General features: G+C 69.7%; 20 protein-coding genes and 2 pseudogenes. 11 read left to right on the top strand and 11 right to left on the bottom strand.

Translation table 11 applies throughout. From position 1 onward, the window contains the following. Positions 1 to 193: 193 nt before the first annotated feature. On the top strand, positions 194 to 1969 hold the full coding sequence (locus A5678_RS18820) for an SDR family oxidoreductase (protein WP_068045081.1): 1776 nt from the start codon (positions 194 to 196) through the stop codon (positions 1967 to 1969). Between the two features lie 8 nt (positions 1970 to 1977). On the opposite strand, the gene A5678_RS18815 is transcribed toward A5678_RS18820, so the two are convergent. Continuing rightward, complete coding sequence (locus tag A5678_RS18815) at positions 1978 to 2322, bottom strand: aminopeptidase (RefSeq protein WP_068045079.1); 345 nt, start codon at positions 2320 to 2322, stop codon at positions 1978 to 1980. A 137-nt stretch (positions 2323 to 2459) separates the two neighbouring features. On the opposite strand from A5678_RS18815, the gene A5678_RS18810 reads away from it, so the two are divergent. Together A5678_RS18810 and A5678_RS18805 are read left to right on the top strand one after the other, a co-directional pair. Next, positions 2460 to 2909, top strand: coding sequence for an SRPBCC family protein (locus A5678_RS18810; RefSeq protein ID WP_068045143.1), 450 nt, complete (start codon positions 2460 to 2462; stop codon positions 2907 to 2909). Beyond that, positions 2906 to 4501: an NAD(P)/FAD-dependent oxidoreductase gene (locus tag A5678_RS18805; RefSeq protein ID WP_068045078.1), complete on the top strand. Its 1596-nt coding sequence runs from the start codon at positions 2906 to 2908 to the stop codon at positions 4499 to 4501. Before A5678_RS18810 ends, A5678_RS18805 begins: the two co-directional genes overlap by 4 nt. 78 nt (positions 4502 to 4579) lie before the next feature. Here the strand turns inward: A5678_RS18805 and A5678_RS18800 are convergent, their stop codons facing one another. Continuing rightward, positions 4580 to 6127 carry a leucyl aminopeptidase gene (locus A5678_RS18800; RefSeq protein ID WP_156746987.1) on the bottom strand — a complete coding sequence of 516 codons (1548 nt, stop codon included), beginning with the start codon at positions 6125 to 6127 and terminating at the stop codon, positions 4580 to 4582. A gap of 11 nt (positions 6128 to 6138) precedes the next feature. Then, the gene (locus tag A5678_RS18795; protein ID WP_068045074.1) at positions 6139 to 7263 is read right to left on the bottom strand and encodes an adenylate/guanylate cyclase domain-containing protein; all 1125 of its coding nucleotides are present in this window, start codon (positions 7261 to 7263) and stop codon (positions 6139 to 6141) included. Positions 7264 to 7304: 41 nt separating this feature from the next. Between A5678_RS18795 and gcvT the strand changes: the two genes are divergently transcribed. Then, positions 7305 to 8402 carry a glycine cleavage system aminomethyltransferase GcvT gene (gene gcvT / locus A5678_RS18790; RefSeq protein WP_068045073.1) on the top strand — a complete coding sequence of 366 codons (1098 nt, stop codon included), beginning with the start codon at positions 7305 to 7307 and terminating at the stop codon, positions 8400 to 8402. A 53-nt stretch (positions 8403 to 8455) separates the two neighbouring features. Next, positions 8456 to 9562 (top strand): branched-chain amino acid aminotransferase, encoded by a 1107-nt coding sequence (locus A5678_RS18785; RefSeq protein ID WP_068045142.1) that lies wholly within the window; start codon positions 8456 to 8458, stop codon positions 9560 to 9562. A gap of 79 nt (positions 9563 to 9641) precedes the next feature. Here the strand turns inward: A5678_RS18785 and A5678_RS18780 are convergent, their stop codons facing one another. Genes A5678_RS18780 through A5678_RS18765 form a run of 4 tightly spaced genes read right to left on the bottom strand, consistent with a single transcriptional unit; the run spans position 9642 to position 12684 of the window. Next, entirely contained in the window at positions 9642 to 10400 is a 759-nt protein-coding gene (locus A5678_RS18780) for an adenosylcobinamide-GDP ribazoletransferase (protein ID WP_068045071.1), read from the bottom strand. Beyond that, positions 10397 to 11452, bottom strand: coding sequence for a nicotinate-nucleotide--dimethylbenzimidazole phosphoribosyltransferase (gene cobT / locus A5678_RS18775; RefSeq protein ID WP_156746991.1), 1056 nt, complete (start codon positions 11450 to 11452; stop codon positions 10397 to 10399). The genes A5678_RS18780 and cobT overlap by 4 nt, the downstream gene beginning before the upstream one ends. Beyond that, complete coding sequence (locus tag A5678_RS18770) at positions 11449 to 11985, bottom strand: bifunctional adenosylcobinamide kinase/adenosylcobinamide-phosphate guanylyltransferase (RefSeq protein WP_068045067.1); 537 nt, start codon at positions 11983 to 11985, stop codon at positions 11449 to 11451. The genes cobT and A5678_RS18770 overlap by 4 nt, the downstream gene beginning before the upstream one ends. Before the next feature lie 24 nt (positions 11986 to 12009). Beyond that, positions 12010 to 12684, bottom strand: coding sequence for a DUF3043 domain-containing protein (locus A5678_RS18765; RefSeq protein ID WP_068045065.1), 675 nt, complete (start codon positions 12682 to 12684; stop codon positions 12010 to 12012). Between the two features lie 191 nt (positions 12685 to 12875). Between A5678_RS18765 and A5678_RS18760 the strand changes: the two genes are divergently transcribed. Continuing rightward, positions 12876 to 13952 carry a glycerate kinase gene (locus tag A5678_RS18760; protein WP_066951824.1) on the top strand — a complete coding sequence of 359 codons (1077 nt, stop codon included), beginning with the start codon at positions 12876 to 12878 and terminating at the stop codon, positions 13950 to 13952. 99 nt (positions 13953 to 14051) lie between these two features. Further along, on the top strand, positions 14052 to 14408 hold the full coding sequence (locus A5678_RS18755; protein ID WP_066951784.1) for an iron-sulfur cluster assembly accessory protein: 357 nt from the start codon (positions 14052 to 14054) through the stop codon (positions 14406 to 14408). An 18-nt stretch (positions 14409 to 14426) separates the two neighbouring features. Here A5678_RS18755 and A5678_RS18750 read toward each other — a convergent pair whose 3' ends face one another. Then, the gene (locus tag A5678_RS18750; RefSeq protein ID WP_068045063.1) at positions 14427 to 15083 is read right to left on the bottom strand and encodes a hypothetical protein; all 657 of its coding nucleotides are present in this window, start codon (positions 15081 to 15083) and stop codon (positions 14427 to 14429) included. 198 nt (positions 15084 to 15281) lie between these two features. Between A5678_RS18750 and A5678_RS18745 the strand changes: the two genes are divergently transcribed. Next, positions 15282 to 16256 (top strand): carbohydrate kinase family protein, encoded by a 975-nt coding sequence (locus tag A5678_RS18745; RefSeq protein ID WP_068045061.1) that lies wholly within the window; start codon positions 15282 to 15284, stop codon positions 16254 to 16256. Positions 16257 to 16336: 80 nt separating this feature from the next. On the opposite strand, the gene asnB is transcribed toward A5678_RS18745, so the two are convergent. After that, entirely contained in the window at positions 16337 to 18289 is a 1953-nt protein-coding gene (gene asnB, locus A5678_RS18740; protein ID WP_068045058.1) for an asparagine synthase (glutamine-hydrolyzing), read from the bottom strand. Positions 18290 to 18446: 157 nt separating this feature from the next. Here asnB and A5678_RS18735 point away from each other — a divergent pair, with 157 nt between their 5' ends. From A5678_RS18735 to A5678_RS28025, 3 genes and pseudogenes are all read left to right on the top strand, one after another. After that, complete coding sequence (locus tag A5678_RS18735; RefSeq protein ID WP_068045055.1) at positions 18447 to 19523, top strand: cytochrome c oxidase subunit II; 1077 nt, start codon at positions 18447 to 18449, stop codon at positions 19521 to 19523. 13 nt (positions 19524 to 19536) lie between these two features. Next, positions 19537 to 19956, top strand: a complete 420-nt coding sequence (locus tag A5678_RS18730) for a cytochrome c oxidase subunit 4 (protein ID WP_068045052.1) — start codon at positions 19537 to 19539, stop codon at positions 19954 to 19956. Positions 19957 to 20137: 181 nt separating this feature from the next. Then, positions 20138 to 20479, top strand: a pseudogene (locus A5678_RS28025) (hypothetical protein); the annotation flags it as partial. Here A5678_RS28025 and A5678_RS18725 read toward each other — a convergent pair. Both A5678_RS18725 and A5678_RS18720 read right to left on the bottom strand, forming a co-directional pair. Continuing rightward, a complete protein-coding gene (locus tag A5678_RS18725) occupies positions 20401 to 20988 on the bottom strand; it encodes a DUF2561 family protein (RefSeq protein ID WP_368664901.1) in 588 nt (195 codons plus the stop codon). The pseudogene A5678_RS28025 and the gene A5678_RS18725 sit on opposite strands and share 79 nt — an antisense overlap. After that, positions 20988 to 21272, bottom strand: a pseudogene (locus A5678_RS18720) (MmpS family transport accessory protein); the annotation flags it as partial. The pseudogene A5678_RS18720 and the gene A5678_RS18725, both read right to left, overlap by 1 nt. Positions 21273 to 21329 lie beyond the last annotated feature (57 nt).

Here is a 21329-nt window from a genome sequence, read left to right as displayed (position 1 = left end):
TTTGACTCCTCGATCGCTCGTGGGTCGGGGTGGGTCGAACATGTCGCTAGCCGTTGAAAAGTAGCTATCCAAAACTATCCTGTCACTGCGTCCGCACCGGAACACATCCAGGGCGGATCGCGCGCGGTTGCCGGGACGGCCCGAACACCCTTGCTACGGTGTGGCCACTGCAGTCGAAGCGGGGAGGTCGGAGATGCCGGCAACACAACAGCTAGCTCAGCATTTCGTCGACAGCGCCGACGGCGCGCGAATCGCCGTCTACGAAGAGGGCAACCCCGAGGGGCCCACCGTCGTGCTGGTGCACGGCTTCCCCGACTCGCATGTGCTGTGGGACGGCGTGGTGCCGCTGCTGGCCGACCGGTTCCGCATTCTTCGGTACGACAACCGTGGCGTCGGTGCGTCCTCGGCGCCCAAGCCGGTGTCGGCGTACAGCATGGACCGGTTCGCCGACGACTTCGCCGCGGTGACCGGCGAACTGAGCCCCGGCCGGCCCGTGCACGTGCTCGCCCACGACTGGGGCTCGGTGGGCGTATGGCACTACCTGAAGCGGCCGGGCGCCGACGACCGCGTCGCCACCTTCACGTCGGTGTCCGGCCCCAGCCAGGACCAACTGGTCGACTACATCTTCAGCGGCCTGCGGCGCCCCTGGCGCCCGCGCACCTTCGTCAGGGCGATCAGCCAGGCGTTGCGGCTGACCTACCTGATCTTCTTCTCGATCCCGGTGCTCGCGCCGCTGTTACTCCGGCTGACGCTGTCGATCCCGGCGCTTCGGCGCAACGCGGTGGACAACATCCCGGTCGAGCAGATCCACCACTCGCCCCAGCTGGCCCGCGACGCCGCCCGTTCGGTGAAAACCTATCCGGCCAACTACTTTCGCTCGTTCTCCGGTCGGGGGCAGGGCGTCCACGTCGTCGACGTGCCGGTGCAGTTGATCGTCAACACCAAGGACAAGTATGTGCGGCCGTACGGCTACGACCACACGCCACGCTTCGTGCCGCGGCTGTGGCGGCGCGACATCAAGGCCGGCCACTTCTCGCCGATGTCCCACCCGCAGGTGATGGCCGCGGCGGTGCACGAATTCGCCGATCTGGCCGAGGGCAAGCCGCCCAGCCGGGCGCTGCTGCGCGCGCAGGTCGGGCGTCCCCGCGGGTCCTTCGGCGACACCCTGGTGTCGGTCACCGGCGCCGGCAGCGGAATCGGCCGCGAGACGGCGTTCGCGTTCGCGCGTGAGGGCGCCGAGCTGGTCATCAGCGACATCGACGAAGCGGCCGTGAAGGCCACGGCCGCCGAGATCGCCACCCGCGGCGGCGTCGCGCACGCCTACGTGCTGGACGTGTCCGATGCCCGAGCCGTGGAGGCGTTCGCCGAGCGGGTCAGCGCCGAGCACGGCGTGCCCGACATCGTCGTCAACAATGCGGGCATCGGGCAGGCCGGTGGATTTTTGGACACCCCGGCCGAGCAGTTCGACCGGGTGCTCGACGTCAACCTGGGCGGCGTGGTCAACGGGTGCCGCTCCTTCGCGCGGCGGCTGGTCGAGCGTGGCACCGGCGGTTACATCGTCAACGTGTCGTCCATGGCCGCCTACGCCCCGCTGCAGTCGCTCAACGCCTACTGCACGTCGAAGGCGGCGACCTACATGTTCTCCGACTGCCTGCGCGCCGAACTCGACGCCGCCGGGGTGGGGCTCACCACCATCTGCCCCGGCGTCATCGACACCAATATCATCAACACCACCCGCTTCGACGCGCCCGCCAAAAAGGGCGAACAGGTCGACGGCCGGCGCGGACAGCTGGGGAAGATGTTCGCGCTGCGGCACTACGGCCCCGACAAGGTCGCCAACGCCATCCTGTCGTCGGTCGAGAAGAAGAAGCCGATCCGACCGGTCGCGCCGGAAGCCTATGCGCTGTATGGCCTTTCGCGCCTGGCGCCGCAAGGCCTGCGCAACTTCGCGCGGATGCGCGTGATCTGAGGCGCCGTTTAGATGCCCGTGCGTGCCGCGCCCTGGCGGCCCGTCAGCAACACCCCGCCAACTGCGAGCAGCCCGATGACCGCGAGCGGAATGGACCACATGCGCCGGCTGCCCACCGACGACTGGCACTGCGCCACATAGTCGGTGTGCGGAACGACCTGATTCAGGATCGGGATGTTCGCCACGCTGTTGTTGTTCGCGCTCCTCGCCGCCGACAGGTCCGTGGCGACGGCGTTCCCGCACCCGATCGAATGGCCGTTGCCGTCGGAGATCGACACCGGCGCCAATAGCCCGATCACACCGGCCAGCAAAAGCACCGCGCCCACACCCAGGATCAATCGTCGCACCGTCACGATCTCGCCTTTCGCCGTCCGGATTTTGACCGCTACAAGACTAACCACTGTTGGGGCCGGGTAAACCCGAATTTGGCCGGTAAGACGCCCGCTACGTGGGTATTCCGCCGCGGGAGCCGAAAGGGGAATTGGTTGTGGTGCTGAGTGCGACGCGGGACGTGGCCGCGCCTTGCGAGCGGGTGTGGGAAGTGCTGGCCCAGGGGTGGACCTACACCCAGTGGGTGGTGGGCAACAGCCGCATGCGGGCCGTCGATCCGAACTGGCCGGAGCCCGGCTCCTCGATCAGGCACTCGATCGGGATCTGGCCGCTGGTGATCAACGACGCGACCCTGGTCGAGGAGTCCGAACCCCCGCACAAGCTGGTGCTGTGCGCCCGCCTGGGGCCGCTGGGCGCCGCGCGGATCACGATGCTGCTGCACGAGACCCCGACGGGGTGCCGGGTGGAGATGATCGAAGTGCCCGTCGAGGGCCCGATGGCGGCCGTGCCGAACTCTCTCGCGTTGGCCGCGGCCTACCCGCGCAACAAGGAATGCCTGTGGCGCCTGGGGGCTCTGGCGGAGCGCAAGGAGCCGAGCCAGGTGAAGTGATCGTGCGGGACACCGCGGACGCCGTCGTCATCGGGGCCGGACACCACGGGCTGGTTGCCGCCTCGATGCTGGCCGACGCCGGATGGGACGTGCTGGTGCTCGAAGCCCAGCCGGAACCGGGCGGCGCGGTCCGCAGCGCGGAGTTGACGCCGGGCTACATCACCGACCTGTTCAGCTCCTATTACCCGATGACGGTGGCCTCACCGGCGATGGCGGCGCTGCAGCTCGAAGACCACGGGCTGCGGTGGTCGCACGCGCCGGCGGTGGTCGGGCATCCGCGCAGCTCCGCCGATGACGACCCGCCCGTCGTCTACCGCGACCCTGCCCGCACCGCAACGGAATTCGCACGGCGAGAACCCGCCGACGGCGATAACTGGTGGCGACTGGTGGACTTGTGGCAGCGGATCAAGGCTCCGCTGCTCGACGCCATGCTGGCGCCCTTCCCGCCCGTGCGCCCAATGCTGCGACTGCTCACCAAACTCGGCACGGCCGAGGCGATTCGGGTGGCCCGCCTGCTGGTGCAGCCGGCCAACACCATGGCGAGCGAGCTGTTCGCCGGCGAGGCGCCTCGAGTGTTGTTGCTGGGCAACGCGATGCACGCCGACGTCCCGCCCGACGCGCCCATCAGCGGCGCCATGGGGTTCCTGATGACGATGCTGGCCCAGGACGGCGGCTGGCCCGTGCCCGTCGGGGGTTCCGGTCAGCTGACGGCCGCCCTGGTCAACCGTGCCCGCTCCGCGGGCGCGCGAATCGAATGCAACCAGAACGTTTCTCGCATCCACGTGCGGGACGGGCGCGCGGTGGGCGTGACGACCGCCGAGGGCCGCACCGTCCAGGCCCGGCGCGCGATCGTCGCCGACGTGACGGCACCGCGCCTGTTCCGCGACATGCTGCCCGCGGATGCGCTGCCGCCCAAGCTGCTGCGCGACCTCGAGCACTTCATGTGGGACCCACCGGTGGTGAAGGTCAATTACGCGCTTGGCGGGCCGGTTCCCTGGCGGGCCAAGAACCTGCACGGCGTCGGCACCGTCCATCTGGGGGCCGACGGCGACGGGCTGGTCCGTTGGATGGCCGACCTGAACACCCGGGTGGTGCCCGAGCATCCGTTCATGCTGTTCGGGCAGACCACCACCGCGGATGCGAGCAGATCTCCGGCCGGCACCGAAAGTGTTTGGGCCTATACGCATTTGCCGCGTGATGTCGCCGACGACGCGTCGGCCGACCGGCTCGCCGAAGGGATGGACCGGGTCATCGAGGAACACGCGCCGGGCTTCGGTTCGGCGGTCATCGACCGATTCGTGCAGCGGCCGTCGGACCTGGAGGCCAGCGACGCCAACCTGCACATGGGGGCGCTCAACGGCGGCACCGCGCAACTGCAGCAGATGCTGATCTTTCGCCCGGCGCCCGGCATGGGCCGGGCCGAAACCCCGGTGCAGGGGCTGTATTTGGGCAGCGCCTCGGCGACCCCGGGGGGGTCCGTGCACGGTGCCTGTGGGCGCAACGCGGCCAACGCCGCGTTGGCCGCCGACGGCGCGACCGGCTGGCCCCGCCGCCAGGTGAAGCGGGCCGTCTTCTCGCTGCTGACGAAGTGAGACGCTCGACGCCCACCGCCACGCTGGCGTGACGTTCGCGAGCGGGCGGTGCCCCCAGCCCGGCGCGTCAGCCGTGCGCTAGCCGTTTTCGGCGATGTCCTCGAGCACCGCGAACATGGTGCGGGTCGGCACACCCGTGCCGCCCTTGGGCGTGTAGCCCCACGGGCTGCCGGTGTTGTACGCCGGGCCGGCCACATCGATATGCGCCCAACCCACGCCGTCGGCGACGAATTCGCGCAGGAACACCCCGGCCACCAGCATGCCGGCGTAGCGCTGGCCGCTGATGTTGGACAGGTCGGCCACCGTCGACTTCAGGTCGTCCTTGAGTTCGTCGGGCAGCGGCATCGGCCAACCGTTCTCGCCCACCCGCTGCGAAATCGCGGCGACCCGGTCGCGGAACTCGTCGCTGCCCATCACCCCGGGGATCCGGGCGCCCAGCGCCACCGTTTGCGCGCCGGTCAACGTGGACGTCTCGATCAGGTAGTCCGGGTTGTCCTCGCACGCCCGCACGATCGCGTCGGCCAGGATGAGCCGGCCCTCGGCGTCGGTGTTCTGCACCTCGACCGTGATGCCGCCGTATTGCGTCAGCACGTCGCCCGGACGCTGCGCCGTGCCCGACGGCATGTTCTCGGCCATCGGCACGGTGGCGATCACGTCGATCGGCAACCGCAGCTGCGCGGCCAGCGCCACAGTGGCGATGACCGCGGCCGCGCCGCCCATGTCGGAGGTCATGTAGTGCATCGACGCGGCCGGCTTGATCGAGATGCCGCCGGTGTCGAACGTGATGCCCTTGCCGACCAGCGCCACCTTCTTCGCCTGCTTCGGCTTCTTGGCCAGCTTCGCACCTCGGTGGCTGAGCCGCACCAGCCGCGGCGGCCGCGACGAGCCCTGGCCGACACCGATCACGCCGCCGTAGCCGCCCTTCTGCAGCGCCTTCTCGTCGAGCACCTCCACCTCGAGACCGACCGATTCACCCAAAGCCCTTGCGCGCCGCGCGAATTCGGCGGGGAAGAGGTGACTTGGGGGCGTGTTGACGAAGTCGCGAGCGGTGGCCACCGCGGTCGCCACGGCAGTGCCGTGCGCGCTGGCCCCTTTGGCGTCCTTGGAGGCGGACAGCACGGTGATCTTGCGCAGCCCTTTGTCTTTCGGCGCGGTCTTGCCGCTGCGGAATTCGCTGAACCGGTAGCTGCCCAGGATGAGCCCTTCGACGGCCGCCGAGCACACGTCGGCGCTGAAGTCGCCGGGCAGCGTGAGGATCACCGCCTCGGCGGTGCCCAGCGACCGCGCCGCCACACCCGCGGCGCGCCGGACCGTGTCGGCCGGCCACTCGGGTCGCGGTTTACCCAGGCCGATCGTCAGCACGCTCGATACGGGCAGTGACGGCACCACCAGGCGGTGAACCTGCTCACAGCCACCCGTGGCATCGAGTGCCCGCAGGCCGGATTCGATTTCGGCGACCGCGTCCGCGGCCAGCGGCGACTCGCCCTGCGCAACCGCCGCGCCCGGCCTGTCCTCGTCGCCGGTCGAGACGACCGGCACGATCAATACCGAAGAGCCCGCCCCGCGTTTCGGCAGCGATGTGGCGACGTTGACGGATGGGCTTGCATAGCTCAATTCGGTGCTCACAGGCATTTACCCTAATCGCCGGAGCGCGCGCCGAGCTCGGCGGCGCCCCCACCGTGCAGCTCGAAGGCGACGACCGGCGCGTCAAAACCCTTGAGATCAAAGGGTCCACGCGCCGTCGCCGGCCAGTCCGGCAATTGCTCGCGCAGGGCCGAATCGGCCAGGATCTGGCACGGGGCCGCGGCCCCGACCAGGCGCGCCGCCAGGTTGACCGGGCTGCCGAAGTAGTCCCCGTTGATCGCCAGGACGCTGCCGTACGCAAGGCCGGCGCGGACCTGCAGACCCTCCTCGCGCGCCCGCGGGTGGTCGACGAGATCGACCGCCGCCCTGGCCAGGCGTTCGGGCGACGCGCTCACCCACATCACCTCGTCGCCGATGAACTTGATCACCCGGCCGCCGTCGCGGTGCACCACGTCCGCGACGGTCCCGGCGAACTCGTTGAGCAGATCCGAAAGCTGCGCGGGTGTCAGCGCGCGGGTGAGCACCGTGAAGCCGGACAGATCCGCAAAACCGATGCCGCACACCACGCTTGCCGAGGCGTCGCGAAGAACGCCTTCGAAGTGGGTTCGGGCGCCGGTCAGATGGTGGCGGTGTACGACGTCGATCAGCGCCGAAATCCGGGGGACGAACTCCGCGACCGCCCGATACGCCTGCGCCGTGGCGAGCTCGTCGTTGGTGTAGGTCATCTGGATGTCCGGTGTTCCGGCCCGGATCGCGGTCGACTCGGCCTCCGCGAGCCGGGCCATCGCGGCGCCGAGCACCCGCAGCAGCCCGAAGGCGCCGTCCTCGCCGACCACCGTCTTCAGGGCAACCCAGGTCGCCAGCGCGTCGACGTCGGCCTGGCTCAGCGCCGGAACGTCCGGGCCGGCGACGGTCAGGCCCAGCAAACCCCACGCATGGGTGACTTCCTCGGGCGACAAACCGAGCTGCTCGGCGGCCGTCGCCATCGTGTGGGTCGGGCGGCCCGACCATTGCAGGACGTCACCGGCAAGCCCGAACAGCCGCCCGCGCCGTTCGGCCTCCACCATTTCGTCCACGGTGAAGCCGAGTTCGTCGAGGTACTTGATCAGGTCGGCCCGCTCGCGCGGACGTGCGATTCCGGCGGCCTCAAGCGCTTCGAAGTCCGGGGAATCGACCACCCACCCAAGTGTGCCAGCAGCCGCGATTAGGGTGAACCGTCGTGACCGATGAACTACAGCACGGCCCGTTGGAAGACCGCCACCGCGACCTGGGGGCCAGTTTCGCCGAGTTCAGCGGCTGGCTGATGCCGGTGTCTTACGCGGGCACCGTCAGCGAGCACAACGCCACCCGAAACGCGGTCGGCCTGTTCGACGTCAGCCACCTGGGCAAGGCGTTGATCCGTGGGCCGGGTGCCGCCGAATTCGTCAACTCGACGCTCACCAACGACCTGAGCCGTGTCGGGCCGGGCAAAGCTCAATACACTCTGTGCTGCACCGAATCCGGCGGCGTCATCGACGATTTGATCGCCTACTACGTCGCCGACGACGAGATCTTTCTGGTGCCCAACGCGGCCAACACCGCGGCGGTGGTCGAGGCGCTGCGGGCGGCCGCCCCGGCGAGCCTGACCATCACCAACGAGCATCGTTCCTACGCGGTGCTGGCGGCGCAGGGCCCGCGCTCGGCGGAGGTGCTGGGCGAGCTGGGCCTGCCGACCGGCATGGATTACATGGGCTACGCCGACGCCTCGTACTCGGGGGTGCCGGTGCGGGTGTGCCGGACCGGATACACCGGAGAGCACGGCTACGAACTGCTACCGCCGTGGGAATCCGCGGGTGTGGTGTTCGATGCGCTCGCGGCGGCGGTCCGCGCCGCCGGCGGCGAGCCCGCCGGCCTGGGCGCCCGCGACACGCTGCGCACCGAGATGGGTTACCCGCTGCACGGGCACGAACTGGCGCTGGACATTTCGCCGCTGCAGGCCCGATGCGGCTGGGCTATCGGCTGGAAGAAGGACGCGTTCTTCGGCCGCGACGCGCTGCTGGCGGAGAAGGCGACGGGGCCCCGACGACTGCTACGCGGCCTGCGGCTGGTCGGCCGCGGCGTGCTGCGTCCCGGCCTGACGGTGCTCGCCGGCGAGACCCCGGTGGGGGTCACCACGTCGGGGACTTTCTCCCCGACGCTGCAAGTCGGCATCGGGCTGGCGCTGATCGACGCCGACGCCGGCGTCGAGGACGGGCAGCGAATCACCGTCGACATCCGCGGGCGCGCCGCCGAGTGCGAAGTCGTGCGGCCGCCCTTCGTCGAAGCGAAAACCCGTTAGTGCCGCCGGTTCAGATGAAAAGCCCGGTCGCAGGCGGATATACAATCAGCCGCATGACCAGCGGCTCCCTCGAGTTCACGGTTTCCCGTTCGACCAACCCCGCGACCGACGCCGAACGTGAATCCATCCTGGCCGAGCCGGGTTTCGGCAAGTACTTCACCGACCACATGGTGTCGATCGACTACGACGACGGACGGGGTTGGCACAACGCGCGCGTCATCCCGTACGGCCCGATCGAGCTGGACCCGTCCGCGATCGTGCTGCACTACGCGCAGGAGATCTTCGAAGGGCTCAAGGCCTACCGCTGGGCGGACGACTCGGTCGTGTCGTTTCGCGCCGAGGCCAACGCCGCGCGGTTGCGGTCGTCGGCGCGGCGGCTCGCGATGCCCGAACTGCCGGACGAGCTGTTCATGCGCTCGCTGTGTCAGCTCATCGCCGTCGACAAGCCCTGGGTGCCCGCCGCCGGCGGCGAAGAGGCGCTCTATCTGCGGCCGTTCATCATCGCCACCGAGCCCGGATTGGGCGTTCGGCCGTCCAAGCGGTACCGGTATCTGCTGATCGCCTCACCGGCCGGGGCGTATTTCAAGGGCGGCGTCAGCCCCGTCACCGTGTGGGTGTCGACGGAGTACGTGCGGGCCAGCCCGGGTGGCACCGGCGCGGCCAAGTTCGGCGGCAATTACGCCGCCTCCCTGCTGGCGCAGGCCGAGGCCGCCGCGCACGAGTGCGACCAGGTGGTGTGGCTGGACGCCGTCGAACGGCGCTTCGTCGAGGAGATGGGCGGCATGAACATCTTCTTCGTGTTCGGCAGCGGCGGGTCGGCGCGCCTGGTCACCCCGGAGCTGTCCGGTTCGCTGTTGCCCGGTATCACCCGGGATTCGTTGCTGCAATTGGCAATTGACGCCGGATTCTCGGTCGAGGAACGCAAGATCGACATCGACGAGTGGCAGAAGAAGGCCGCCGCCGGCGAGATCACCGAGGTGTTCGCCTGCGGCACCGCCGCCGTCATCACCCCGGTGTCGCACATCAAGTACGGCGACACCGACTTCACCGTCGCCGACGGCCAGCCCGGCGAAGTGACGATGGCGCTGCGCGACACGCTGACCGGGATCCAGCGCGGCACCTTCGCCGACACCCACGGCTGGATGGCGCGCCTGGGCTGAGCGGCCCGGCTGTCGAACGTGAGGTTAGTTTCACGTTCGGCCGCGAGCGTGAAGATAACTACTCGCGGCTGGAACCGCGTTAGAACCGCACCAGTGCGGCGAGCGCGACGGCGCTCACCGTCGTGGTCAGCTCGATCGCGGCGCCCAGCACGTCGCCGGTGATGCCGCCGAATCGGCGCACGCAGTGCCGTACCAACACCGCGCCGCAGCACAGCGCCGCCAGCACTGCGACCGGCCCCTGCCACGGCCGCGGTCCCGCCGCCAGCGCAACGACGAGCAGCACCGCGACCCAGGCCGCCGCCACCATCGCCGGCTGGCTGCCGGCGACCCGCGCGCCCAAGGCGCTGCCCGCGGCCGCCGGCACCGACCGCCGACTCGCCAGCACCGCGGCGACCCGGCCGGCGGCGACGGCTACGGCAATGCCGATCAGCCCCGGCTTGCCCGCCGCCCCGAGCGCCGCGAAGGCCAGCCCCTGCAGCGCGATCACCAAGACGACGGCCGCCGCGCCGAACGGGCCGGTCGACCCGTCGCGCATCACCGCCAGCGCGCGCTCCGGGGGCCCGTAACAGCCCAGCCCGTCGGCCGTGTCGGCGACACCATCGAGGTGCAGGCCGCGGGTGGCCAACAGCAGCACCGCCACCGCGAGGAGGCCGGACAGCGCGCTGGACGCGCCGAAGGCCCACGCCCCGCCCCTCGTTACGGCCGCGGCCAGCGCGCCCAGGGCGGCGCCGACCACCGGCAGCGCCGTCATGGCCCCGCGGCCCATCGGCGCGTGCTGTGAACGCGGGACGGGAAGCGCCGTGCCGAACGCGAAAGCCGTTGCCAGCGAACGCATCACAGTGGGGGAGAGGCCTGGTCGGACACACCGGCCTGCGTGAATGTGGCCATCGACGACAGCGTCGCCACCGCGGCGCGCAGGACCGGGAGCGCCAGCGCGGCGCCGCTTCCCTCGCCCAGCCGCATCCGCAGGTCCAGGATCGGCTCCAGGCCGAGCTCGGTCAGCGCCAGGGCATGACCGGGCTCGGTGGACCGATGACCGGCCTGCCACCACAGCCGGGCGCCGGGCGCGAGCCGCTCGGCGACCAACGCGGCGGCCGTCACCGCCATCCCGTCGAGCAGCAGCGGGGTGCGCCGCACCGCGGCCTGCGCGCAAAAGCCCGCGATCGCGGCCAGGTCGGCGCCGCCGCCGCTGCGCAGCAGCGCGACCGGGTCGGGGAGCACGCGCCGCGTCCGGAACAGGGCATCGCGCACCGCGGCCGTCTTGCGCGCCCAACCGGCGTCGTCGATCCCGGTGCCGAAGCCCACCACCGCGACCGGTTCGGCGTTGGTCAGCGCTGCCACCAACACCGCGGCCGGGGTGGTGTTTCCGATCCCCATGTCGCCGGCGATGAGCAGGTCGGCGCCGGCGTCGACCTCTTCGTCGGCGATGGCCCGGCCCGCCGCGATCGCGGCGGCAGTCTCGTCGTCGGTCAGCGCGTCCTCAACGGTGATGTCGCCGCTGCCGCGCCGCACCTTGTGGCCGCCGATTCGGTCGGCCGCCGCATCGCCCGCCACCGCCAGGTCCGCGACCCGCACCGTCGCGCCGGCGAGATCGGCCAGCACATTGATCGCCGCCCCGCCGGCATCGAAGTTGGCGACCATCTGAGCGGTCACCTCCGGCGGGTAGGCCGACACTCCGGCGCGCGCGACGCCATGGTCGCCGGCGAACACCACCACCCGGGCGCGCTCGAATTGCCTTGGCGGGCAGTGCCCTTGGCACGAGGCGACCCACACCGACAGGTCCTCGAGGCGGCCCAGGGCGCCCCGCGGCTTGGTCAGCGTGTCTTGGCGGGCGCGGGCGGCCGCGGCGACGCCCGCATCGGGCGGCGATACCGGGGCGAATTCCATCAGGCCCCCGGCGACTTGATCGGCACCGCTTGCCCGGCCACCACCAGCACCACCCGGTCGCACAGCTCGGCGACGCGCTGGTTGAGGCTGCCCAGTTCGTCGGCGAACCGGCGCCCGGACGCGGTGGCCGGGACGACGGCCAGCCCCACCTCCGGGCTGACCAGCACGAGCGTGGAGCCGAATGCGCCGACCGCCCCGAGCATCTCATCGACCGGGGCCGCCACCGATCCACCGTCCCAACCGCCGTGGCGATCCAGCGTGCCGGTCAGCCAAGTGCCCAGATCGTCGACGAGCGTCGGGGTGTCCGGGGAGCCGCGCAATTGGCTTGCGACGTCGTCGGATTCGACCGTCGACCAATGCGCCGGCCGACGGCTGCGGTGCTCGGCGACCCGGTGCGCCCAGGCCGTGTCGCCCGCACCGGCGGGCCCGGGGGCCAGGTAACGGACCGGCTGGCCGGCCGGCAGCGCCTCGGCGATGGCGTCTTCCGCCCACCGGGATTTGCCCGACCGGATCCCGCCGAGCACCAAAGTGCGCACCGTGCTCAGGCGGCTTTCCCGCGTCTAACCGACATCGCTGCCGCGCTCGACCTGGGGCCGCGGTGTGCGCATCCGTCGCATCTGCGAGGCCCGGCCGGCCGCGTACAGGCCCAGCTTCCAGCGGCTTTCGGTGTTGTCCGGGAACTTCGCGTCCACCAGCTTGCTCACCTTGCGGCCCAGCAGCACCCCGTCGATACCCATCACGGCCATCAGCACCAGCATCGCCGGGGAGACCCAGAGCTGCAGCTGTGGCGTGGTGAACATGGCGAACATCAGGAACAGCGTCGCCGGCATGAACAGGCCGAGCAGGTTGCGCCGAGCGTCCACCACGTCGCGCGCGTAGCGCCGTACCGGGCCCTGGTCACGTGGCAGCAGGTACGCCTCTTCGCCGGCCATCATGCGCTGCCGGCGATCCGTCATCCGGGCGCGGCTGGCGGCCCGGTCGGCCTTGCGCTCCTCGCGGCTGAGCTTGGGACCGGCCAGCGTCTTGCGCCGGGCCCGCGCCTCCGACGCGGTCATCGGCGCGGGCGCCACCGGCCCCTTGCGCCGCGTCTGGCTGCGCTTGGGCGTGGGCCGGCCCTTGGGGCTCGTCCCGCGCGACCCGCGGGAGGTCGTCTCGGGGGCGCCGGCGGCATTCACTGCGGCCGTGCCCTCGTCAAGGTCCTCGTCCTGGCCCTTCTTGCGGCCCATCAGCTTCACAGAGGCCAGGTTACTTCGCGCATGGCTCGTCCCGGAATTGGCTTGGAATGCCTTGCTATTAGACCTGCGTCAGCACCTCCCTTGGCCCTACTCTTACCAGTGATGAACGGCTGCCTGTGATGGACGACGGGTCAATGGCCTCGGATGATGCTGCCTCTGGCCTCGCTCCCGGGCGTCTGCAGCTGCCCGCCATGCTCGTCCTGGTGGCTCCGGATTGCTACGGCGACAGCATGACGGCCGTCGAGGCGGCCGCGGCCATCGCGACCGGCTGGACCCGGTGCCGTCCGGGCGATCGGTTCATCGTCGCCCCGCAGTCCGACGGCGGCCCCGGCTTCGTCGAGGTGCTCGCCAGCCGGCTGGGCAAGACGCGGCGGCTGCGGGTATCCGGGCCGCTTTCCACCATGGTCGAGGCCAAATGGGTGTTCGACCCCACCACGACCACCGCATACCTGGAATGCGCGCAGGCGTGCGGCCTGGCCCTGCTGGGCGGTCCGCCCACCCCGGAGACCGCGATGGCGGCCCACAGCAGGGGAGTGGGGCAGCTGATCGCCGAGGCGATGCGGGCCGGGGCGACGCGGATCGTGGTCGGCCTCGGCGGCAGCGCCTGCACCGACGGCGGGCAGGGGATGATCGCCGAGCTCGGCGGCCTGGACTCCGCCCGCCGCCAGCTGGGCAACGTGGAGCTCATCGCCGCCTCGGACACCGAATACCCCCTGCTCGGGCCGTGGGGGGCTGCCAGGGTGTTCGGGCCGCAGAAGGGTGCGGACACGGTCACCGTCGCGGCCCTGGAAGTCCGCCTCCAGGCGTGGGCGCTGATCCTGGAAGCGGTGGCCGGACGCGACGTGAGCGCCGAACCGGGCGCGGCCGCCGCCGGCGGGATCGGCGCCGGGCTGCTGGCGCTCGGCGGCCGCTGCGAGTCGGGCGCGGCCATCATCGCCCATCACACCCGTTTGGCCGACGATCTGGACATGGCGGAGCTCATCGTCACCGGTGAAGGCCGCTTCGACGAGCAGTCCCTGCACGGCAAAGTGGTGGGCTATCTCGCGGACGCGGCGCGGCCGCGGGGAGTGCCGGTGATCGTGCTGGCCGGGCAGGTCGACCTGGACAACGCCACGGTGCGCTCGGCGGGCATCATGTCCGCCCTGTCGATCGCCGAGCACGCCGGATCGGCGCGGCTGGCACAGGCCGACGCGGCCAATCAGCTCATGGGTCTGGCATCTGTAGTGGCGGCGCGACTCGGGAATAGCGGTCCTGCAAGGTACCGTTGATCAAGTGGGCTTTTTCCGGGCGGATCTGGCCGCTTAACGCGAGTCCAGGGGCTCGAACCTGAACGGACCCACCCAACGATGAGGCATGTAGGAGAAGCAATGACGGTGCAAAACGAGTCGACCGCCAAGACGCACGGCGTGATCCTGACCGAGGCCGCCGCCACCAAGGCAAAGTCCCTGCTCGACCAGGAGGGCCGGGATGACCTGGCCCTGCGTATCGCGGTCCAGCCGGGCGGGTGCGCGGGCCTGCGCTACAACCTTTTCTTCGACGACCGGACGCTGGATGGCGACCTGACCGCGGACTTCGGCGGTGTGACGCTGACCGTGGACCGGATGAGCGCGCCCTACGTGGAGGGCGCGTCCATCGATTTCGTCGACACCATCGAGAAGCAGGGCTTCACGATCGACAACCCGAACGCCACCGGCTCGTGCGCCTGCGGCGACTCGTTCAACTGACCGGGTAGGGCCCCTAACTCAGTACGAGCCCCCGGTGCGGAGCACGTACGAGCACACCATGATCTGACCGCGCTGGAACAGCAGCTGGGCGATGCCCTGCAATTGACCGCGCATCGGGCCGCCGGTGGCCGGCGACGCCCGCATGGTGAACAGCGCCTGGGCCTGGTACTGCGACAGGTAGACGATCTTGTCGATCGAGGTGACCTCGACCTGGGAGAACTGCTTGCGGAACGCGTCGCTGCTCAGCTTGGCCAACGCCTGGTCAGACCGTTTGTCGCGGACGGCGTCGTACATCCCGCACAGCGCGTTGCGTTCGATCTCCTCGGTGTCGCGGTGGTCGAGCGCGTCCAGGTACCCCTGGATGGCCGTCTTGGCGGCGCCCTCCGAGAACGTGGTCCCGGTGTTGGCCCCGTTGGTGCGGACGCCGTAGACGATCGCCACGGTCAGCGCGGCCACCACCGCGATGGCCAGCAGCATGCCGATGAACAGCCGGCGCTTGGAGCGTCGCGGCGGGTAGGGCATCGGTGGGGGAGGCGGCCCGGCATAATTGGCCCTTGTCGGGCCGCCGGCCCGCGGGTCGTCGGGGAACTCAAGCGGCTGAGATTCGGCCGAGCGCTCGGGTCCGCTGGGTCCGCTGCCGCCGACGGTGTGGTTCGGCGAGTGCGGACCTGCCATCCTGGTTCTCCTACGGTGGTAGACGGGACCTGTACCGGGGCTGGGTGCGGGATACCCCGATCGAGCATCGTGGTCCCGGCGACTTGAGCGAGTTCCCTAGGGAGGCTAGCGCACCGCTTCGCACCGACCGTGGACACAGCGACGGTCCGGACGCGTGCGTAAGCTAGATAACCTTACTAACGAAGGGCGGAGACATTCGTGACGATCGCGGTGACAGGTTCGATTGCGACCGATAATTTGATGCGGTTCCCCGGCAAGTTTTCCGAGCACCTGCTGGCTGAACACTTGCAGAAGGTATCGCTCAGTTTTCTGGTCGACGACCTGGTGATCCACCGCGGCGGCGTGGCGGGCAACATCGCCTTCGCCATCGGCGTGCTCGGCGGTGACGTGGCCCTGGTCGGCGCGGCCGGCGACGACTTCGACGACTACCGGCAGTGGCTGCAGTCGCACGGCGTCAACTGCGACAACGTGCTGATCTCGGAGACGGCGCACACGGCCCGATTCACCTGCACCACCGACGTCGACATGGCCCAGATCGCCTCGTTCTACCCGGGCGCCATGTCGGAGGCCCGCAACATCAAGCTCGCCGACGTGGTGTCGTCCATCGGTGAGCCGGACCTGGTGATCATCGGTGCCAACGACCCCGACGCGATGGTGGTGCACACCGAGGAGTGCCGCAAGCTGGGCCTGCCCTTCGCCGCAGACCCTTCTCAGCAGCTGCCCCGCCTCTCCGGCCAAGAGATCAACAAGCTCGTCGACGGCGCCGCCTACCTGTTCACCAACGACTACGAGTGGGAGCTGCTGCTCAACAAGACCGGCTGGTCGGAGTCCGACGTGCAAGGCAAGGTCGGCCTGCGGGTGACCACGCTGGGCCCCAAGGGCGTGGACATCGTGGAGTCGGATGGCACCACGACCCACGTGGGCGTGGTGCCCGAGACCAGCCAGACCGACCCCACCGGCGTCGGCGACGCGTTTCGGGCCGGTTTCCTCACCGGGCGCAGCGCCGGCCTGAACCTGGAACGCTCCGCGCAGCTGGGCTCCCTGGTGGCGGTGCTGGTGCTGGAATCGACCGGTACCCAGAACTGGGACTGGGACCGCGAGACCGCGGTGAGCCGGTTGTCCGGCGCCTACGGCGACGACGCGGCCCACGAGATCGCCGCGGTGCTGGCCTGACGGCATCCGGCGTGAGCTGAGGGCGGCGACACGCCGAAAATCTCCGCCCAGGGTTCACACTCGAAGCTCGCGAGCCCGGCTTACAGCTGCACGGGATACACCGGCTCGCTGATCTGCGGCACCACGCTGCGCTCGACGAAGATCGCGTGCCAGAGCATGAAGATCAGCAGCGTCCACAGCCGGCGGCTGTGATCGCTGACGCCGTTGCGGTGCTCGTCGAGCATCCGCCGGACGGCGGCCAGGTCGACGAGGTGACCGGCCTGCGAGGACGCCGCCAACCCGTAGGCCCAGTCCAGCAGTTCGCCCGCGCGCAGCCAGTGCCGGATCGGCACCGGGAACCCGAGCTTGGGCCGGTGCAGCACGTGCGACGGAACGATCGGCTCGAGGGCCCGCCGCAGCGCGTACTTGGTGGTGGTGCGGGTGATCTTGGCCTCGACGGGCAGCCGGGAGGCGACGGCGAACACCTCGGGATCGAGGAACGGCACCCGCAGCTCCAGCGAGTTGGCCATCGTCATCTTGTCCGCCTTGACCAGGATGTCGCCGCGCAGCCAGGTGAACAGGTCGATGTGCTGCATGCGGGCCACCGGGTCCCAGCCGGCTGACTGGGCGTACACGGAGGCGGTGACGTCGGTGTGGGTCCATTCCTCGCGAAAGCCCGGCAGCACGTCGCGCAGCTGGGCGTCGGAGAAGCTGCGGGCGTTGCCGTAGTAGCGCTCCTCGAGCGTCAGCGAGCCGCGGTGCAGCAGGCTCTTGCCCCGCATCCCCTCCGGCAGCGGCTTGGACACCTTGCCCATCGAGCGCCGCAGCGGCCGCGGCAAATAGTTGAAAGGCTTGAGCGACAACGGTTCCCGGTAGATCGTGTAGCCGCCGAAGAGCTCGTCGGCGCCCTCCCCGGACAGCACCACCTTGACGTGCTTGCGAGCCTCCCGGGCGACGAAGAACAGCGGCACCAGGGCGGGGTCGGCCACCGGTTCGTCCAGGTACCAGACGATCTCGGGCAGGGCGGCGACGAACTCGCCCGGATGGACCACCTTGGCGATGTGCCGGGCGCCGATCGCCTCGGCCGAGGCGATCGCGACGTCGATCTCGGAAAACCCCTCCCGTTCGAAACCGGTGGTGAAGGTGATCAGGTTGGGGTTGTGCCGGATGGCCAGCGCCGCGATGGCGGTGGAATCGATGCCCCCGGACAGGAACGCCCCGACGGTGACGTCGGCGCGCATGTGCTTGGCCACCGAGTCCTCGAGCACCGCCGTGATCTCGTCGTAGCGGGCCTGCTCGGTGCCCGGGGTGATGGGTGTGGCGGCGAACCGTGGCACGAAATAGCGGGTCACCTCCGGCTGCCGCCCGGGCCGGATCCGCGCGTAGCAGCCGGATTCGAGCCGGCGCACCCCGCGATGCAGCGTCTCGGGCTCGGGCACGTACTGCAGCACGGTGTAGTGCTGGACGGCACGCTCGTCGATCCCGGTGTCGAATCCGCCCAACTCCGCGAGGTCCAGCAGGCACTTCTTTTCGCTGGCCACCGCCGTGCCGCCGGCGCCGGTCGCCATGAAGAGCGGCTTGATGCCGAACGGGTCTCGGGCGCAGAACAATTCGAGGGTGACGGTGTCCCACAGGGCGAAGGCGAACATGCCGCGCAGCCGGGTGAGCACGTCGGTGCCCCAGTAGTGGTAGCCGGCGACGATGGCCTCGCCGTCGCCGTCGGTCGCGAACACCGCACCGTGCGCGGTGGCGAGCTCGTCGCGCAGCTCGAGGTAGTTGTAGATCTCCCCGTTGAACACCAGCACGTAGCGGTCGGGCGCTTCCGGCGGTCCCCACCGCAGGGGCTGGTGCGAATGCGCGATGTCGATGATCGACAGCCGGTTGAAGCCGAACACGACCGATCCGTCGGCACCGGGGTCCGTCCACGTGCCGGGCTCGTCGGGGCCGCGGTGGCGCATCAGATGCGACGCGCGCGCGATGGCATCGTCGGCCCGGGCGGCAGCGTCGTCAGTGGCACCGTCCGGGGCGGCGACGAACGCCAGCAGACCACACACGGCGCCCCAGTATGCCGCACGTTGGGCAGGTCCGTTGCGGTCGCACCCGGCACGTCCACAAATGGCCGGGCGGCCCAGCGGGCCGGGGTTTCGTCGCTCGGGTCAGCGGCGTGGTCTACGCTGCGTAGTATTCGATATCCGAGCAGGAGGCGCCAACGTGACACCTCGCGAGCAGGTCCGTTCGCAACGTATGTCGCAGGGCAGGTTTCGGCAGGGTCCGTCCCGTCGTCGGCGGCCGCTGGCGCTGGCCGCGACGTTCGGCGTGTTGGCATTGACCCTGAGCGGATGCGGTTGGTCGGACGTGCTGGGTCTGGGCTGGCCCAAGGGCATCACCCCGCAGGCCCAGCTCAACCGCGAGCTGTGGATCGGAGCGACGATCGCCTCGCTGGTGGTCGGCGTCATCGTGTGGGGCCTGATCTTTTGGGCGACCGCCTTCCACCGCAAAAAGGCCACTGACACCGAGCTGCCCCGCCAGTTCGGCTACAACATGCCGCTGGAGCTGGTGCTCACCGTGACGCCGTTCCTGATCATCTCGGTGTTGTTCTACTTCACCGTGGTGGTGCAGGAGAAGATGCTGCACATCGACAAGGACCCCGAGGTGGTGGTCGATGTCACCGCCTTCCAGTGGAACTGGAAGTTCGGCTACCAGCGCGTCGACTTCAAGGACGGCACGCTGACCTACGACGGTGTGGACCAGGCGCGCAAGAAAGCCATGGTCTCCAAGCCCGAAGGCAAGGACGCCCACGGCGAGGAGCTGGTCGGACCGGTGCGCGGGCTCAACACCTCCGACCGCACCTACCTGAACTTCGACAAGGTCGAAACCCTGGGAACCAGCGACGAGATCCCGGTGCTGGTTCTGCCCACAAGCAAGCGCATCCAGTTCCGCCTGGCGTCCGCGGACGTCGTCCACACCTTCTGGGTGCCGGAGTTCCTGTTCAAGCGTGACGTGATCCCCAACGCCGAGGCGAACAACTCGATCAACGTCTTCCAGGTCGACGACATCAAAAAGCCCGGGGCGTTCGTCGGGCACTGTGCCGAGTTCTGTGGCACGTATCACTCGATGATGAACTTCGAGGTTCGGGTGGTGCCGCCCAACGACTTCAAGGCTTACCTGCAGCAGCGGATCGATGGCAAGAGCAACGCCCAGGCATTGCAGGCGATCGGTCAGGCGCCGCTCGCGGTGACCACTCACCCGTTCGACACCAAGCGCGGCCAGTTGGCCGGAAGCCAGTAGGTTAGGACACCAAATGCATATCGAAGCCAGGCTTTTCGAATTCGTCGCCGGGTTCTTCATTGTGGTTTCGGTGCTTTATGGGGTGCTGACGGCGCTTTTCGCCACCGGCGGTGAGGAGTGGGCCGGGACCACCGCGCTGGCGCTGACCGGGGGACTGGCATTGATCGTGGCCACCTTCTTCCGGTTCGTGGCGCGCCGCATCGATACTCGGCCCGAGGATTACGAGGGCGCCGAGATCAGCGACGGAGCAGGTGAATTGGGCTTCTTCAGCCCGCATAGCTGGTGGCCGATCCTGATCGCGCTGTCGGCGTCGGTGAGCGCGGTGGGCATCGCGCTGTGGCTGCCGTGGCTGATCGCCGCGGGGGTGATGTTCGTCCTCGCTTCGGTTGGTGGACTGGTCTTCGAGTACTACGTCGGGCCCGAGAAGCACTGATCGCCAGCCGTTAAGGTCACAATCCGATCACGTGATCTGTGGCCGGTTCGCCAAGACTTCTTTGCCCCTCTCGGTTCGGTAGTGTTTTGCCCAGGCAAATGACAATTTCTCAAGCGCGCGCGCAACGATATGGCCCCGGGGCCCCGCGCGCTGGTGAGGCAGTCGGACAGGGCAGGCAGAGATGAACGGGCCGAAACCACCGGAACGGGATCCTGAGGAACCCGGTCCCGTGAACGAGGCTCCCCACCAACCGGATTCCGACATCGAGCCCGCGGACGCCCCCGAATCCGGGCACGTCGACGAGATCGAACCCTTCGATGACGGCGCCGAGCCGGCGGCCGACCAGACGGGCCAGACCGACGCCTATTCGCGGGCCTACTCGGCTCCGGAGTCCGAGCACTTCATCAGCGGCCCGTACCTGCCGGCCGACCTCAGGCTCTACGACTACGACACCTTCGACGAGTCGGCCGACGCCGAGGACGAACACGGTGCTCCGCGCTGGCCGTGGGTGGTCGGGGTCGCCGTGGCCACCGCGACCAGGGCCGCGCCCATCGCGGCGACCAACAGCACGGTACCTCGCAGCCACACCCGATCGACCGCCTCACCCGACCACTCGGAGTCGGCCACATGAACCGGCGCCTGCACCCGGGGTTGCCGCGCCCGTTCGGCCGCGGTGCGCGGCGCCTGGGACATCAGGCGCACCGGGGGCCGGTTGGGCGCCGTCATACCCCGGGCGGCCGGCTCGTCCTGTGCCATCCGGCGGGCCCGCAACAGCATCGGGATCGCCCCGGCGATGATCAGCGCGGACACGATGATCACGGCGTACAACACCCACGAGGTGCCGTGGGTGCCGCTCGCCGCTTTGTGAAAGCCCCGCCCCAAGTCAGTCAGCGCGACGGCCGCGGCCACACTCACGCCCAGCAATACCAGCCAGATGGCGGCGCACGCCCCGATCAGTATGCGGTCGATGACGTCGGGCGAGATGGTGTCGTCCCCCGCCCCGCGGCGGTACGCCGAATACCTGCTGACCATCAGCAGCTCGTCTGCGGTGAGTCGTTGGTGTTCGACGAGAGGACCGTTCCGTCGCTGGTCGTGATCGAGCAGTTGAGCCGGCTGACCCGGAAGAGGCTGGACGCCTCGACGGAGCCCACGTCGGACTGCGAGATCGGCGTGACGGTCATCGACCACGGGATGTACACGTTGTGCTGCGTGCGGCGTCGACCGGACGCATCGACGTAGGTCACCGAGATGATGTCACCGGGCGCCTTGGTGCCGGTCACGGAGTAGGTCACCTGCCGCGGCCCGGCCGGTGTACTGGGTGTGCTTCTGGAACCAGACCATCGCCAGGTGCAGCCCGATCAGCGCCAGGATGA

This window comes from Mycobacterium sp. E2733 (assembly GCF_001667585.1).
GTDB lineage: Bacteria > Actinomycetota > Actinomycetes > Mycobacteriales > Mycobacteriaceae > Mycobacterium.
This window is presented reverse-complemented; position numbering and strand designations above follow the sequence as displayed.

Bases quoted from the DNA above. Each gene is read 5' to 3' on its own strand.
- A5678_RS18760 (WP_066951824.1), top strand. From the start codon at position 12,876: ATGCTCGTCCTGGTGGCTCCGGATTGCTACGGCGACAGCATGACGGCC.
- A5678_RS18755 (WP_066951784.1), top strand. From the start codon at position 14,052: ATGACGGTGCAAAACGAGTCGACCGCCAAGACGCACGGCGTGATCCTG.
- A5678_RS18820 (WP_068045081.1), top strand. From the start codon at position 194: ATGCCGGCAACACAACAGCTAGCTCAGCATTTCGTCGACAGCGCCGAC.
- A5678_RS18725 (WP_368664901.1), bottom strand. From the start codon at position 20,988: ATGGTCAGCAGGTATTCGGCGTACCGCCGCGGGGCGGGGGACGACACC.
- A5678_RS18785 (WP_068045142.1), top strand. From the start codon at position 8,456: ATGACCAGCGGCTCCCTCGAGTTCACGGTTTCCCGTTCGACCAACCCC.
- A5678_RS18730 (WP_068045052.1), top strand. From the start codon at position 19,537: ATGCATATCGAAGCCAGGCTTTTCGAATTCGTCGCCGGGTTCTTCATT.
- A5678_RS18750 (WP_068045063.1), bottom strand. From the start codon at position 15,083: ATGGCAGGTCCGCACTCGCCGAACCACACCGTCGGCGGCAGCGGACCC.